This window comes from Providencia sp. PROV033 (assembly GCF_028484855.1).
In the GTDB taxonomy this organism is placed as follows: domain Bacteria; phylum Pseudomonadota; class Gammaproteobacteria; order Enterobacterales; family Enterobacteriaceae; genus Providencia; species Providencia alcalifaciens.
Window position 1 is genome coordinate 1 of sequence record NZ_JAMPSW010000090.1, and the last position, 15212, is coordinate 15212.

Genomic DNA, 15212 nt, shown 5'->3' on the forward strand with positions numbered 1-15212 from the left:
AAGAAAAGTTTAATGTATAGAAAATAACCGAACCAGGAATAACAATCAGAAAAATATTAAGTGCTTTAAACCAGTCTATCTTATCTTTCACTTTTTCTATCGGCTGATTCGGAAGCCAGTATCTAAACCAAAAACAGATGAGTATATTTGCTAACCCTAATAACAATGGAATTCGCCAGCCAAATTTTTGCATGGATTCGACATCTAAAATACGTTCTAATAATAAGACAATCGCTAATGAACCAATCACACCGACCACTGCACTTCCTGTCAATAAACCGGATATGCGCCCTCGCTCATGCGGTTGAGAATCTTTATATAAGTAAGCCGATAATGATGGGGCCTCACCTGCATAGCTAAAAGATAATGCCATTTGAAGTATTAAAATCACTAATGGCGCATATGTTCCAAGTAAATGAATTGGAAGTAGACCCATCGTTAGTGTTGCACTACCTGTAATAATACTCACCAAAATTAACGCAGATTTTTTGCCTACTTTATCTGCATATCGTCCTATAACATATCCGCCAATTGGACGCATAATAAAACGCAATGCAAAAATTCCCCAAACCATTTCCGTGGCTTGTTGATAACCAAGTCGGGTCAATTCTGCACTTAAATATGATGAAATCGCAGCAAAAATAGCAAGGTCATAAAACTCTAAAGCATTACCTGCCACTGCACCAAATCTTAATTTCCATTTCATAAGTTAACTCCTTTTCCCTATAGAGATTCAATTAAATCTATTTATTACAATTCAATTCCCCCCAGACTGTTCAATGTAATACAGTGTTCCTCCATTGCATTGAACAATTTATTATTAACTTCACCTTCATATTTCAATTTCCACTTGATTTTTTCTACTCTTAGATTTTCAGTGGCTTCTGTGCACCCTTGAATTTGACTGATCTCTTTTATACTTCTATGAGAAAGTAATAATTTAATAGTTAGAATCTCTTTATTTGAAAAAGAGAGATTACCAAATCGAATATAATTAGATATTTCTTTTATGCCTTTAAGTGAATTTTCATTTTTAATTATATTTATTTCCTGCCTAATTGGTATTGAAGTATACTCATGAGCATTCCATTTTTCATAAGCGTAACTCGCCATTACTGTTCGCCACTTACATAATGATAGTAAATCCAAGGATGGTACTGTATCAAAAGAATTAATTGAAAGTATTTCAAATACATTATTATATCGACTACAAAAATCTATTTTTTTGTTTTTACAATTCAACTTTGATAATATTTTTCTATAAGAATCCGAATAATTCTCCCAGTATTGAATTCCTGCATGCAATCTTTCATCTAATTTCAAATCCATATCTTCATGCCAATAAGTTAGTTGCCATTCATAATCACTTGATAGCGCATATATTTTTTTATTATCAACATCTACTACAGTATAATGAACATCAAAAATATCCCAATCAAAACAATAAAATAAATCCTTTTTCATATTTCTACTCAGAACTTCCATTTCAATGCTTTCTACATTCATTGTATACCTCTAAAAAAATTAAATTTAAAATATACCAATAGAAAATTAACGACATATCTTTAACATAGAAACTTCCCATTTCAAAGATTAATTTAATTGATATTTAAAAAGATAATTTATCCCTCTAATTTAACACTTCAAATAAACCATATAGTGAATTTAATTAAAAAGCATTTAATTAAATTTAAAGATTAATTATTTAATAATTATTGGAGATGACATGAAAGAAGATTGGCATCCTGCGGACATTATTGCCGCCATTCGAAAAAGAGGAACCACATTATCCGCCATATCCAGATCTGTCGGATTAAATCCCTCAACATTGAATAATGCATTGTCACGCCGCTGGCCTAAAGGAGAGAAAATTATTGCAGATTTTTTAGAGGTGACACCTAACGAAATATGGCCATCTCGTTATTTGCAGCATCAACCTAAAAGGAGAGAAGCCAGCTCTATTGATTAAGAAAAAAAGATAATATAATTATTATGTTATTTGAATTCTATTATGCTGAAATTACTAAAACGGGTAAGCCATCGCTCACCCGTTCTTATTCTCAGAGACTTAACTAGAAAGTTTTAACCCAATTAGTCCCATCACAATCAAGCCAAGGCTTAATAACCGGAACATATTGGCAGACTCACCAAGGAAAATAATCCCGAAAATTGCAGTACCGATAGCGCCAATTCCTGTCCAAATTGCATAAGCGGTTCCCGCAGGTAGGTCACGCATCGCATAAGCGAGTAAGCCCATACTGGCGATAATGGCGGTGATAGTGATGATACTTGGTGTCAGGCGCGTAAAACCATGGGTATATTTTAAACCCACTGCCCAAACAACTTCTAATAAACCTGCGAATAATAAGATGATCCAAGCCATGGTGGATGTACTCCGTCAACTTCTCGGGGTCGTCCCCATTACTTAAACGTGATGATTTCAGGTCGTCCTGAACACGCGAAATGAAACCGTATTATAAACGTTCAATTTAAGAGACTCAAGTCACTTAAAATAATAATTAACACTAAATTAACACCCACATTTATCCTATTCATGCTGAATTTGAGTCATGAGATGCAATCTCGTCGCACAAATCCCAAAGCACAGGTAAAGTAGAGATCCTCCGCCAATTCTGTACCGAGAAAACACCATGCGTATCAAAGATATATTACTTGCCCTGTGTGTCGTGATTATTTGGGGCGTCAACTTTGTGATCATTAAACTTGGCGTAACCGCCTTACCCCCATTACTCCTCGGTGCCTTACGTTTTGTGTTTGTGGCATTCCCTGCCATCTTCCTATTCAAGCGTCCCAAGATCCCTTTAAAGCTACTATTGATTTATGGTTTAACCATTAGCTTTGGGCAATTTGCGTTTCTATTCTGTGCGTTGCGAGTCGGTATGCCTGCGGGGATTGCCTCTGTTATTTTACAGTCACAAGCCTTTTTCACCTTATTACTCGGCGCGGTGATTTTGAAAGAATCCCTACAGCCAACCCATTTTCTTGGCATGTTTATCGCCATCGCGGGGTTGGGGATTTTAGCTAATGGCGCAACCTCTGGAGGCATCGATGATATCCCTCTGTTAGGCTTGATCTTTATTTTGGTTGCAGGGTTATCTTGGGCATGCGGTAACATCACTAACCGTATTATTATGCAACACCAAGGTGAGGAAAAATGTAGCGCCCTTTCTTTAGTGAGTTGGAGTGCGCTTATCCCCATTATTCCCTTCTTATTAAGCTCTTGGATTTTTGAAGGTGAAGATGCCATTGTGCAAGGTCTAGCTGGTTTTGACTGGTCGGTACTCGGCGTTATTTTATATCTTGCCTACCTTTCTACTTTCATTGGGTACGGCTTATGGGGAGTATTGCTAGGACGCTATGAGGCTTGGCGAGTCGCTCCATTCTCTTTATTGGTACCCGTCTTTGGACTAAGTAGTAGTGCATTATTCCTTGGTGAGCATATTAATGGCGTACAAATCGCTGGATTAATTTTAATTATGTTCGGACTTATTACGACGTTATTCGGTAAAAAAATCATCCAAATGATCAGAACATAATCGCCAACCCCTTCAAATACCGGAAACTTTATTCCGGTATTTTTTGTGCGCCTCATAAGATCTCAGCAAAACACCCTTAGAAAAATTCAGAGTTATAATCCAACAATCAATACCTACATAATAGATAAAACCAAACCAAAGATTATCGCTAGACCAAAACAAGATAAAATCCAATATTCGCTTCAATTTTAGTGATACCAATTGCAATATTGCAATTTATCTACAATTTCAATTAAGTGTCTCGATTTAGCTACTTTTTCTTTCACTTAACTTTCGCTATACCTGCCTGAGTTTTTACTTACATAAATAACTAATAAAGCTCGTTAACGGAATGGATGGGGAAAGGCTATGGGTAAACAATTAATTTGGATTGTTCTCGCTCTGCTCGGCGCATTTTCACTCGGTTATATTGCATTAAACCGAGGTGAACAAATCAACGCCTTGTGGATCGTGGTCGCCGCGGTCTGTATTTATTTGATCGCATATCGTTACTATGGACTGTTTATTGCAAAAAAAGTCCTGCAAGTAGATTCAACGCGTATGACACCAGCAATTCGTCATAACGATGGTCTGGATTATGTTCCAACAGATAAAAAAGTGCTATTTGGTCACCACTTTGCCGCTATTGCGGGTGCGGGGCCTTTAGTTGGACCAGTACTGGCGGCGCAAATGGGCTATTTGCCCGGAATGCTCTGGCTGTTAGCAGGGGTTGTACTTGCGGGTGCTGTGCAAGATTTCATGGTGTTATTTGTTTCGACTCGTCGTGATGGGCGCTCGCTGGGTGAACTCGTCAAAGAAGAGATGGGAAATACTGCTGGGGTAATCGCACTGATTGCTTGCTTTATGATCATGGTCATTATCCTTGCCGTGCTCGCGATGATTGTGGTCAAAGCGCTGACCCACAGCCCGTGGGGAACCTATACCGTTGCCTTCACCATCCCGCTGGCTATTTTTATGGGGATTTATACTCGCTACATTCGCCCTGGTCGCATCGGTGAAGTATCAATTATCGGTTTAATTTTTTTAGTTTTTGCGATTATTTCAGGTGGTTGGGTCGCAGAAAGTGAAACTTGGGCTCCTTACTTTGACTATACCGGCGTCCAGCTAACATGGATGTTGGTTGGGTATGGTTTTGTGGCTGCGGTGTTGCCAGTATGGTTACTGTTAGCGCCACGAGACTACCTGTCTACCTTCCTGAAAATCGGTACGATTATTGGTCTGGCGATTGGTATTTTAATTTTAAATCCAAATCTTCAGATGCCGTCGTTAACCAAATATATCGATGGAACGGGTCCTGTTTGGGCGGGTGATTTATTCCCATTCTTGTTTATCACTATTGCTTGTGGTGCCGTTTCTGGTTTCCATGCGTTAATCTCTTCTGGTACCACGCCGAAAATGCTCGCCAACGAAAACCAAGCTTGTTTTATCGGTTATGGCGGGATGTTGATGGAGTCATTCGTAGCTATCATGGCGTTAGTCGCAGCTTGTGTAATTGACCCAGGCGTTTATTTCGCGATGAACAGCCCAATGGCGATGTTAGCACCAGCTGGCACGACAGATGTTGTGGCTTCTGCAGCACAAGTTGTCAGCAGCTGGGGCTTCCAGATTACCCCTGAACAATTGACGCAAATTGCCAACGAGGTTGGGGAAACCAGCATTATTTCCCGTGCCGGGGGTGCTCCAACACTGGCAGTCGGTATGGCGTATATTCTCCATGGTGCTTTAGGCGGATTAATGAATGTTGCCTTTTGGTACCACTTTGCCATCCTGTTTGAAGCGCTGTTTATCCTGACTGCGGTGGATGCCGGAACCCGTGCGGCACGCTTTATGCTGCAAGATTTGCTGGGTGTAGTTTCACCATCATTGAAAAGAACGGATTCTCTGCCCGCTAACCTGATAGCCACTGCATTGTGTGTGCTGGCTTGGGGTTATTTCTTACATCAAGGCGTCGTTGACCCACTCGGTGGTATTAACACCTTATGGCCACTGTTTGGTATCGCCAACCAAATGCTAGCAGGTATGGCGTTGATGCTGTGTGCGGTCGTTCTGTTCAAGATGAAGCGCCAAGCTTACGCATGGGTCGCGCTATTACCAACTTCGTGGTTATTGGTGTGTACGATGACCGCTGGCTGGGAAAAGACCTTCAGTGAAGATGCCCGCGTTGGTTTCTTAGCCGTCGCGAATAAGTTTCAAGCGATGTTAGATAGCGGCAACTTGCCACCGCAATATACGGAATCACAGTTAACTCAGTTGGTTTTCAATAACCGTTTAGATGCTGGCTTAACGATTTTCTTTATGATTGTGGTTGTGGTTCTCGCCCTATTCTCTATCCGTACCGCGTTAAAAGCATTGAAATCTAAGGAACCGACCGCCAACGAAGTGCCTTACGAGCCAATGCCAGCCAACTACGAAGAGATTGTGGCAAATACCCGCCATCATTAATACACCGGAGATTGAGAGCTGAGAATTGAGAATCTATTAACCTTTTTACTTCAGTTTTATATTTTAGATTTTTGATTTAGATGTTTTTCAAAACTCACTCTCTTTCTCCAAAATCGCTAGCTACGATGCAATCCTCTAAATAGTTTGTGTTGTAGCAAGGCGACGAGTTTGATAAACCCGAGGAGCATACATAAGTATGTGACTTGGGTTTAACTAACGAAGACAACACAGCTACAGCGCAAAATATGACGAGGATTTATGTTTGGAAACTTAGGGAAAGCGGCCCGTTACTTAGGACAAGCTGCCAAAATGATGGTCGGCGTCCCCGACTACGATAACTACGTCGCCCACATGCAACGTACTCATCCTGACCAAACGCCGATGACTTATGAGGAGTTTTTCAAAGAGCGGCAGGATGCTCGCTACGGTGGTAAGGGTAAAGGCGGGTTTAAATGTTGTTGATCATTGCTCTGTCTGAACTCCACAAATAAAAAAGCCGAATACAGTACGAAACTGCATTCGGCTCTTCTTGATCTCACTTCGCCACTCACTATAATGGCTGGCTTGATCTGTCGGCGATTATTTCACGCGTGAAACGTATTCGCCTGAACGAGTGTCAACTTTGATCACTTCGCCAATCTGAACGAACAGAGGAACTTTAACCACTGCACCAGTGCTTAATGTTGCTGGCTTACCACCAGTACCTGCTGTATCGCCTTTCAGACCTGGATCTGTTTCAACAACTTCTAACTCAACGAAGTTCGGCGGAGTAACCGCGATTGGACGACCGTTCCACAGCGTTAAAATACAATCTGCTTGGTCGATCAGCCATTTTTCGTTGTCACCGATAGCTTTCGCATCTGCTGCCAGTTGTTCGAAAGTTTCGTTGTTCATGAAGTGCCAGAACTCACCGTCGTTATACAGGTAAGTTAAGTTCATATCCATGACATCTGCGCCTTCAACAGAATCAGTAGATTTAAAAGTTTTTTCCAACAGTTTGTTAGAAATCAGTTTACGCAGACGAACGCGTGCGAACGCTTGACCTTTACCCGGTTTAACGAATTCACTTTCAAGAATTGCACACGGCTCACCATCTAACATGATTTTAAGACCTGAGCGGAATTCATTGGTACTATAAGTAGCCATGGAGATCCTCTATTTATAAACTAAAAATGGCATAGCCAAAAAATGGTCGATATTATAACTCAAAATACCTCATCCAGAGAAGTCTGGATACAACAACTTGCTGAAGCAGTCACTAATCCGGATGAATTGCTGCAATTACTAAACTTAGAAGACCATCAGCCATCGCGAGAAGGTCATGAAGCACGTAAGTTATTCCCCTTACGCGTTCCGCGCCCTTTTATTTCACGAATGAAAAAAGGTGATCCACTAGACCCCCTGCTATTGCAAGTATTAACCGCAAAAGCAGAGTTCGATATACATCCAGGTTTTTCTACTGATCCACTAGAAGAGCAGGATAATGCGATCCCAAGTTTACTTCACAAATACCGCAACCGAGCATTGATGCTGATTAAAGGCGGTTGTGCGGTGAACTGTCGATACTGCTTTCGCCGGCATTTTCCTTATGAAGATAACAAAGGAAATAAAAATAACTGGTTGATGGCTGTGGATTATATAAAAAACCACAGTGAACTCAATGAAATCATCTTCTCTGGTGGTGATCCATTAATGGCAAAAGACCATGAGCTCGACTGGTTAATTAGCCAACTTGAGGAAATTCCACACATTACACGCTTGCGAATTCATTCTCGCTTACCGGTGGTAATCCCAGAAAGAATTACAGATACCCTTTGCCAGCGCTTAACTCAATCCCGTTTACACGTGATTATGGTCACCCATGTTAATCACGCGAATGAGATTGATGATGAGTTTGCACAAGCAATGCTGAAATTAAAACGTTCGGGAGTCACCTTACTCAACCAAAGCGTATTGCTCCGCCAAGTTAATGATAATGTCACTGCATTAGCCAACCTGAGCAATGCGTTATTTGATGTAGGAATTTTACCGTATTACTTACATGTGCTTGATAAAGTTCAAGGCGCAGCGCATTTCTTAGTGAGTGATCTGGAAGCAAGGCAATTAATTCGCGAATTACTAAGCCAAGTTTCAGGATATTTAGTGCCAAAACTGGCAAGAGAAATAGGTGGGGAACCCAGCAAAACCTTGCTTGATTTAAACTTACGCCAAAGCTAGCTAAAGTGAATCAGTATAAAAAAACCCGCTTAATTAAGCGGGTTTTCTTGATATATGATTATTGGCACTTATAAACTTGACCAATCATCTTGCTATCAACAGGAACAAAGCTAGACAGGACAGTTTCGCTTGGGCTTGATGCGCCAAAAATCACGTTACCACCCATTGCTGCAGCTTTGTTGCGTAAATCATTTGCCGCGCCGCGCATAGAGCTAGATTCATTATTAACGCCGCTCAACCAGTTGCTTTGAGTTCCAGTGACTTGACCAAGAAGTTGGCATTCGCTTCCTGGTTGATTTTCAACAAAACGAACTTGTGAGCCTGCCGCAGTCAGATCATTGGTTGATGTACAACCTGCTAAAGTTAGTAATGCAGCAGCACCAAGCAAGACTTTAATTCGCATGTTTTCCCTCATTTTTCATTGTGTTTTTGCAGCTGGTCGTCGAACCTTTGTCGCTCCAATCACTCAAAATTCTGTTTTATGGCAGTAAATTAGCTTACCCAATATACCTGTAAACTTTTCAAATATTGCCAATCGTTCAGAGTTTATCACAAAATAATCAATACGCTTGTGATGTTCTTTACTTATTTAAACTATTTTTTACCTTGGCTTAAATATAACCCGATGGGTCACCTTAACGCAAAACTAAGTAATAGACCTAATAAATTCAAAGCGCAAAAACATTTTTTAGCACCAATAAAAAACCGGCACCACTCAATAATGCATGGTGCCGGTCTTATTTTGGCTGGTAGCCGTTAATTATCGGCTACTGGCGCATGATGTATGCCTGTTGGCTTACATCATACCGCCCATTCCGCCCATACCACCCATACCAGCAGCACCTAAATCAGGCGCATCTTGTTTTGGCATGTCAGTAATCATCGCTTCAGTCGTGATCATCAGACCCGCGATTGATGCTGCGAATTGCAGAGCAGAACGCGTTACTTTAGTTGGATCCAGAATACCCATTTCGATCATGTCGCCATAAGTATCTGTCGCCGCATTGTAACCATCGTTGCCTGTCGCTGCTTTCACATTGTTTACAACAACAGAAGCTTCTTCACCTGCGTTAGTGACGATTTGACGCATTGGCGCTTCCATCGCACGCAGAGCAACACGGATACCTACGTTTTGTTCTTCGTTATCGCCTTTCAGTGCTTCCAGTTTAGCCGCAACGCGAACTAACGCAGTACCACCACCAGCAACAACACCTTCTTCTACCGCTGCGCGAGTTGCGTGCAGAGCATCGTCAACGCGAGCACGTTTTTCTTTCATCTCAACTTCAGTTGCTGCGCCCACTTTGATTACTGCAACACCGCCAGCTAATTTAGCTACACGCTCTTGCAGTTTTTCACGGTCGTAGTCAGAAGAAGATTCTTCGATTTGCTGACGGATTTGAGAAACACGACCCGCGATAGCCGCTTCGTCACCAATACCATCGATGATGATAGTAGTGTCTTTGTTGATCACGATACGTTTAGCTTGACCTAAATCTTCTAACGTTGCTTTTTCCAGCTCCATACCGATCTCTTCAGAGATAACAGTACCGTTAGTCAGGATAGCGATATCTTGCAGCATTGCTTTACGACGGTCACCGAAACCAGGTGCTTTAACCGCAGCCACTTTCACGATACCACGCATGGTGTTCACAACTAATGTTGCCAGTGCTTCACCTTCAACATCTTCAGCGATGATCAGCAGAGGTTTGTTCGCTTTCGCAACGCCTTCTAATACTGGCAGTAATTCACGAATGTTAGACACTTTTTTGTCGACTAACAGAATGAATGGGTTTTCCAGTTCAACAACACCTGTTTCTGGTTTGTTGATGAAATAAGGAGATAAATAACCGCGGTCAAACTGCATACCTTCAACCACGTCTAATTCGTCTTCCAGACCAGTACCTTCTTCAACGGTGATAACGCCTTCTTTACCGACTTTCTCCATTGCTTCTGCAATTAATTTACCAACAGTTTCGTCGGAGTTTGCAGAAATAGTACCAACCTGTGCGATTGATTTAGTATCTGAACATGGAACTGACAGAGTTTTCAGTTCTTCGACAGCAGCAACAACGGCTTTGTCGATACCACGTTTCAGATCCATTGGGTTCATGCCAGCAGCAACGGCTTTCAAACCTTCAGTGATAATTGCTTGAGCTAAAACGGTTGCGGTTGTTGTACCGTCACCCGCTGCATCGTTAGCTTTAGAAGCAACTTCTTTCACCATTTGTGCACCCATGTTTTCGAATTTATCTTCTAATTCGATTTCACGCGCAACAGAAACACCGTCTTTGGTGATAACGGGTGATCCAAAAGATTTGTCTAAAACAACGTTACGGCCTTTAGGACCTAAAGTTACTTTAACTGCATCCGCAAGAACATTGACACCACGAAGCATTTTTGTACGAGCGTCATTACCAAATCTAACGTCTTTAGCTGCCATTATCTCTTTCCTTTAAATTCTTTTCGTTTGATGAAAGTTTTAAGTGAAAATTCTTATTCAACGATTGCTAAAATGTCGCTTTCGGACATGATTAGCACTTCTTCGTTGTCGATTTTTTCAGCTTTTACGCCATAACCGTCGTTAAAAATTACGATATCGCCAATTTTCACATCCAGCGCTTTCACATCGCCATTTTCTAGGATGCGGCCTTGGCCTACAGCGATAACTTCACCACGAGTTGATTTCCCCGCAGCACTGCCAGTCAACACGATACCACCAGCAGATTTAGATTCGATTTCTTTACGTTTAACGATAACACGGTCATGCAATGGACGAATTTTCATTAATAGTTCTCCTACAAATAAAGTCCATACGGGTAAAAGGTCGATACCAAGGTGATCTTCACCAGTACCATGTTTCAGGAGATTGGGGTGGGTGAGTCAGACTTCAAGGGGTGGGAGATAAATTTTTTTATTATTTATCTCCCTACAAACTAAAAGGAATTAAGACTTGTGCGGATTATCTTTGTCAGAATCTGAAGATTTATCTTCTGGGACTCGATGGCTTTCACCATCAATAGTATAAGAAGGATCGTCTTGTTTACGCTGGTACTCCCCCTCAAAGGTATTACCGTTTTGATAACCTCCCCCCTGAAAACCACTTCCTGGTTGGTAAAATTTAATGTGTGGGATTAAACGCATCACAAATAATTTTTGTACTGGTGGTAGTAATAAAAGTAGCCCAATAAAGTCCGTAAAGAACCCAGGAACAATAAGTAAAAATCCTGCTAACACTAACGCCACACTTTTAATCATTTCAGCGGCAGGACTTTCACCACTCATTAATTTTTGTTGTATTTGCATGACATTTTTCATCCCTTGGTTCTTCACAAGAGAAACCCCTAAACAGGATGTGAGCACCACTAAAATTAATGTCATTAATACACCAATTTCAGCCGCGACTCGGACAAAAATGACCGACTCTATATACACCAAAATACATATCAGAATTAGTGGTAACCAGCGCACAAGTACTCCTTTATATCAATAAGCTACTGCATTTTGCGGGGGGAAATGAAAACCTTTGTGAACTATCTCTAAGAGACTACTATTCATATTCGCTTTTTTCATTAGTATAGCCATAATAATTGGGTCTCTTATCGTGATTTTCAACTCATGGATTAAGATCATTAACGATGCTTATCTGTGATTCAAATCACACAATATAAATTCTATTGCACTAATCAATCCATAAAATGATCTAGGTTCAAGGTATAGGGTGATAAAAGGCATATGATCACCCCATAAGTCAGTAGAACATAGTACTGATAAAGGAGTAATAGGTGGTAACCACCTAGAAGTTTAGTTTTAGGATATATTTTTTAAAGCGCATAAACGGACAGTAACTGTAATCTAATTAAGAAGGTTCTCATGTCAAACAATACTCGTATCGAAGAAGACCTGTTAGGTAAAAAAGAAGTTCCAGCTGATGCCTATTATGGTGTTCATACTCTGCGTGCGATTGAAAACTTTTATATCAGCGACCGCACCATTAACGATGTCCCAGAATTTATTCGCGGCATGGTAATGGTTAAAAAAGCAGCCGCTCTAGCTAACAAAGAACTGCACACTATTCCTCGTAATATTGCAGACACCATCATCAAAGCATGTGACGTTGTTTTGAACGAAGGTAAATGCATGGATCAGTTCCCAGTTGACGTATTCCAAGGTGGTGCGGGCACATCACTGAACATGAATACCAACGAAGTTCTGGCAAACATCGGTCTTGAACTGATGGGTCATAAAAAAGGTGAATATGAATTCTTAAACCCAAATGACCATCTGAACAAAAGCCAATCTACTAACGATGCATACCCTACTGGTTTCCGTATCGCAGTTTACAACTCAGTCCTCAAATTAATCGACTCTGTTGTTTACCTGAAAGAAGGCTTTGAGAGAAAAGCAGAAGAGTACAAAGACATCCTGAAAATGGGTCGTACTCAGTTACAAGACGCAGTACCAATGACTGTTGGTCAGGAATTCCATGCTTTCGCAACTCTTCTTAAAGAAGAAGAGAAAAACTTAAAACGTAGCATCGATTTACTGCTCGAAGTTAACTTAGGTGCAACTGCTATCGGTACTGGTTTGAATACAGCGCCAGGTTATTCAGAACTGGCAGTTAAAAAATTGGCTGAAGTGACTGGCTTACCATGTGTTCCTGCTGAAGACTTAATCGAAGCAACCTCTGACTGTGGTGCCTACATCACTGTTCACGCAGGTCTAAAACGCCTGGCGATGAAACTGTCTAAAATCTGTAATGACTTACGTTTACTTTCCTCTGGTCCTCGTGCCGGTCTGAAAGAAATTAATCTGCCTGAATTACAAGCAGGTTCTTCTATCATGCCAGCAAAAGTTAACCCAGTTATCCCTGAAGTTGTTAACCAAGCATGCTTCAAAGTTATCGGTAATGATATCTGTGTAACAATGGCTGCTGAAGCAGGTCAATTACAATTAAACGTAATGGAACCCGCAATTGGTCAAGCTATGTTCGAATCCATTTCTCTGATGAGCAATGCATGTCGTAACTTAGTCGAGAAATGCGTAAACGGCATCACAGTGAACAAAGAAATCTGTGAAGCGTTCGTATTCAACTCTATCGGTATCGTGACTTACCTGAACCCATTCATCGGTCACCATAACGGCGATATCGTGGGTAAAATCTGTGCGGAAACTGGTAAGAGCGTACGTGAAGTTGTCCTAGAACGTGGACTTCTGACCGAAGCGCAGCTGGATGATATCTTCTCTGTTGAGAACCTAAAACATCCAGAATATAAAGCAAAAAGATTTGACGACTAATTGTTTATGTTTAGCATAAATAATTCTTAAGAATAAGGGCACGACTTTCCACCGGATAGCGTGCCTTTTTTCATGAATACACACACAAATAATTAACATAACAGTTTCATAATTTTCATTTTTGTCGAGGAGTAAACACTATGTTAGCCGTAGAATTTGTCATTGTTCTGCTGGCCATTTTTTTAGGGGCCCGTCTTGGAGGGATAGGTATCGGTTTTGCCGGTGGCCTAGGTGTTCTGGTACTCGCTGCAATTGGCGTGAAACCGGGAACCATTCCTTTTGACGTAATCTCTATTATCATGGCAGTTATTGCCGCCATCTCTGCAATGCAAATTGCGGGTGGTTTGGATTACTTGGTTGCTCAAACCGAAAAATTACTGCGTCGCAACCCAAAATACATCACTATCCTTGCCCCTATCGTGACCTATTTCCTAACTCTGTTCGCAGGTACAGGTAATATCTCATTAGCAACTCTGCCAGTTATCGCAGAAGTGGCGAAAGAACAAGGCGTGAAACCATGTCGTCCACTGTCTACGGCGGTTGTTGCAGCACAGATAGGTATTACAGCTTCTCCAATTTCTGCGGCGGTTGTTTACATGGCATCAGTCATGGAAAACCCAGCCATGGTTGGCGCAGGTAACACCGTTAGCTATATCACGCTGTTAGGTATTTTATTACCTGCAACGTTCTTAGCTATCATCCTGATGTCTTTCATTATCTCTTGGACATTTAACTCTAAATTGTCTGATGACCCAATCTACCAAAAACGTTTAGCAGAAGGCTTAGTTGAACTACGTGGTAGCCAAGTTAAAGAGATCAAACCGGGTGCTAAAGCGTCTGTTCTGCTGTTTTTACTCGGCGTTGTTGGCGTAGTTTGCTACGCAATTATCAACAGCCCAAGTTTAGGCATTGTGACAACTCCACTGATGAACACCACGAACGCTATCCTGATTATCATGCTGACTGTCGCAACGTTAATCACTGTTCTGTGCCGTGTAAACACAGATGCAATCCTGAACTCAAGTACCTTCAAAGCAGGTATGAGCGCCTGTATCTGTATCTTAGGTGTTGCTTGGTTAGGTGATACTTTCGTACAGCACAACATTGATTGGATCAAAGAAACTGCGGGCGACTTAATCCACGAACATTCATGGATGCTAGCGGTTATCTTCTTCTTCTGTTCTGCACTTCTGTACTCTCAAGCAGCAACAGCAAAAGCGTTGATGCCAATGGCACTGGCACTGAACGTTAGCCCATTAACCGCTATCGCTTCATTCTCAGCAGTATCTGGTCTGTTCATTCTGCCTACTTACCCAACTCTGGTTGCGGCGGTACAAATGGATGACACCGGTACAACTCGCATCGGTAAATTCGTCTTCAACCACCCATTCTTCATTCCGGGGACTATCGCTGTGGCATTAGCTGTTACCTTCGGCTTCCTGTTCGGCGGTATGATCTTGTAGTCGTCAATTTACAATCAGTAAATGCAAAAAAACCGTGGCTTTCGAGTCACGGTTTTTTTATATCTGCATCTTGATACTCCCTATAGGCAACCTGAACCTGATGAATTACCTTTTAAATAAATATCTAACAAAACTCTCACTTATTTGGAGAGTCAAAAATAGATAATATTTGAAATGAATTTGTAATATAAAGAAAGAATAAGCAGTTTTAACTAAGTAGTTAAACTTATCAAAAATA

15 protein-coding genes are annotated in these 15212 nt (G+C 41.2%); 7 read left to right on the top strand and 8 right to left on the bottom strand.

The genetic code is table 11. The features are described 5' to 3' along the window. On the bottom strand, window positions 1–706 hold a 706-nt coding region (locus PSF16_RS13735; protein ID WP_272689437.1), incomplete at its 3' end, for an MFS transporter. Between the two features lie 44 nt (window positions 707–750). Next, a complete protein-coding gene (locus PSF16_RS13740) occupies window positions 751–1506 on the bottom strand; it encodes a hypothetical protein (RefSeq protein ID WP_272689438.1) in 756 nt (251 codons plus the stop codon). A 220-nt stretch (window positions 1507–1726) separates the two neighbouring features. Between PSF16_RS13740 and PSF16_RS13745 the strand changes: the two genes are divergently transcribed. Continuing rightward, window positions 1727–1969, top strand: a complete 243-nt coding sequence (locus tag PSF16_RS13745) for a helix-turn-helix domain-containing protein (protein WP_006662861.1) — start codon at window positions 1727–1729, stop codon at window positions 1967–1969. Between the two features lie 99 nt (window positions 1970–2068). On the opposite strand, the gene sugE is transcribed toward PSF16_RS13745, so the two are convergent. Then, window positions 2069–2383, bottom strand: a complete 315-nt coding sequence (sugE, locus tag PSF16_RS13750; RefSeq protein ID WP_006659000.1) for a quaternary ammonium compound efflux SMR transporter SugE — start codon at window positions 2381–2383, stop codon at window positions 2069–2071. 268 nt (window positions 2384–2651) lie between these two features. Here sugE and PSF16_RS13755 point away from each other — a divergent pair, with 268 nt between their 5' ends. From PSF16_RS13755 to PSF16_RS13765, 3 genes are all read left to right on the top strand, one after another. Further along, window positions 2652–3557, top strand: a complete 906-nt coding sequence (locus PSF16_RS13755) for an EamA family transporter (RefSeq protein WP_006658999.1) — start codon at window positions 2652–2654, stop codon at window positions 3555–3557. 348 nt (window positions 3558–3905) lie between these two features. Next, the gene (gene cstA / locus PSF16_RS13760) at window positions 3906–5999 is read left to right on the top strand and encodes a pyruvate/proton symporter CstA (protein WP_006662860.1); all 2094 of its coding nucleotides are present in this window, start codon (window positions 3906–3908) and stop codon (window positions 5997–5999) included. A gap of 258 nt (window positions 6000–6257) precedes the next feature. After that, complete coding sequence (locus PSF16_RS13765) at window positions 6258–6461, top strand: YbdD/YjiX family protein (protein WP_006658997.1); 204 nt, start codon at window positions 6258–6260, stop codon at window positions 6459–6461. A gap of 117 nt (window positions 6462–6578) precedes the next feature. On the opposite strand, the gene efp is transcribed toward PSF16_RS13765, so the two are convergent. After that, window positions 6579–7145 carry an elongation factor P gene (efp, locus tag PSF16_RS13770; RefSeq protein ID WP_006658996.1) on the bottom strand — a complete coding sequence of 189 codons (567 nt, stop codon included), beginning with the start codon at window positions 7143–7145 and terminating at the stop codon, window positions 6579–6581. A 42-nt stretch (window positions 7146–7187) separates the two neighbouring features. Here efp and epmB point away from each other — a divergent pair, with 42 nt between their 5' ends. Continuing rightward, complete coding sequence (gene epmB, locus PSF16_RS13775; protein ID WP_272689439.1) at window positions 7188–8216, top strand: EF-P beta-lysylation protein EpmB; 1029 nt, start codon at window positions 7188–7190, stop codon at window positions 8214–8216. 58 nt (window positions 8217–8274) lie between these two features. Here epmB and PSF16_RS13780 read toward each other — a convergent pair whose 3' ends face one another. From PSF16_RS13780 to PSF16_RS13795, 4 genes are all read right to left on the bottom strand, one after another. Next, a complete protein-coding gene (locus PSF16_RS13780; protein ID WP_006662858.1) occupies window positions 8275–8619 on the bottom strand; it encodes a DUF4156 domain-containing protein in 345 nt (114 codons plus the stop codon). Between the two features lie 393 nt (window positions 8620–9012). Beyond that, window positions 9013–10656: a chaperonin GroEL gene (groL, locus tag PSF16_RS13785; protein WP_006658992.1), complete on the bottom strand. Its 1644-nt coding sequence runs from the start codon at window positions 10654–10656 to the stop codon at window positions 9013–9015. A 53-nt stretch (window positions 10657–10709) separates the two neighbouring features. Further along, the gene (locus PSF16_RS13790) at window positions 10710–11000 is read right to left on the bottom strand and encodes a co-chaperone GroES (RefSeq protein WP_006658991.1); all 291 of its coding nucleotides are present in this window, start codon (window positions 10998–11000) and stop codon (window positions 10710–10712) included. Window positions 11001–11159: 159 nt separating this feature from the next. After that, entirely contained in the window at window positions 11160–11684 is a 525-nt protein-coding gene (locus tag PSF16_RS13795) for an FxsA family protein (RefSeq protein ID WP_006662856.1), read from the bottom strand. A gap of 402 nt (window positions 11685–12086) precedes the next feature. On the opposite strand from PSF16_RS13795, the gene aspA reads away from it, so the two are divergent. After that, window positions 12087–13511: an aspartate ammonia-lyase gene (gene aspA, locus PSF16_RS13800; RefSeq protein ID WP_272689440.1), complete on the top strand. Its 1425-nt coding sequence runs from the start codon at window positions 12087–12089 to the stop codon at window positions 13509–13511. Between the two features lie 140 nt (window positions 13512–13651). After that, complete coding sequence (locus PSF16_RS13805; RefSeq protein WP_036976104.1) at window positions 13652–14974, top strand: anaerobic C4-dicarboxylate transporter; 1323 nt, start codon at window positions 13652–13654, stop codon at window positions 14972–14974. The last annotated feature ends 238 nt before the right edge of the window (window positions 14975–15212 follow it).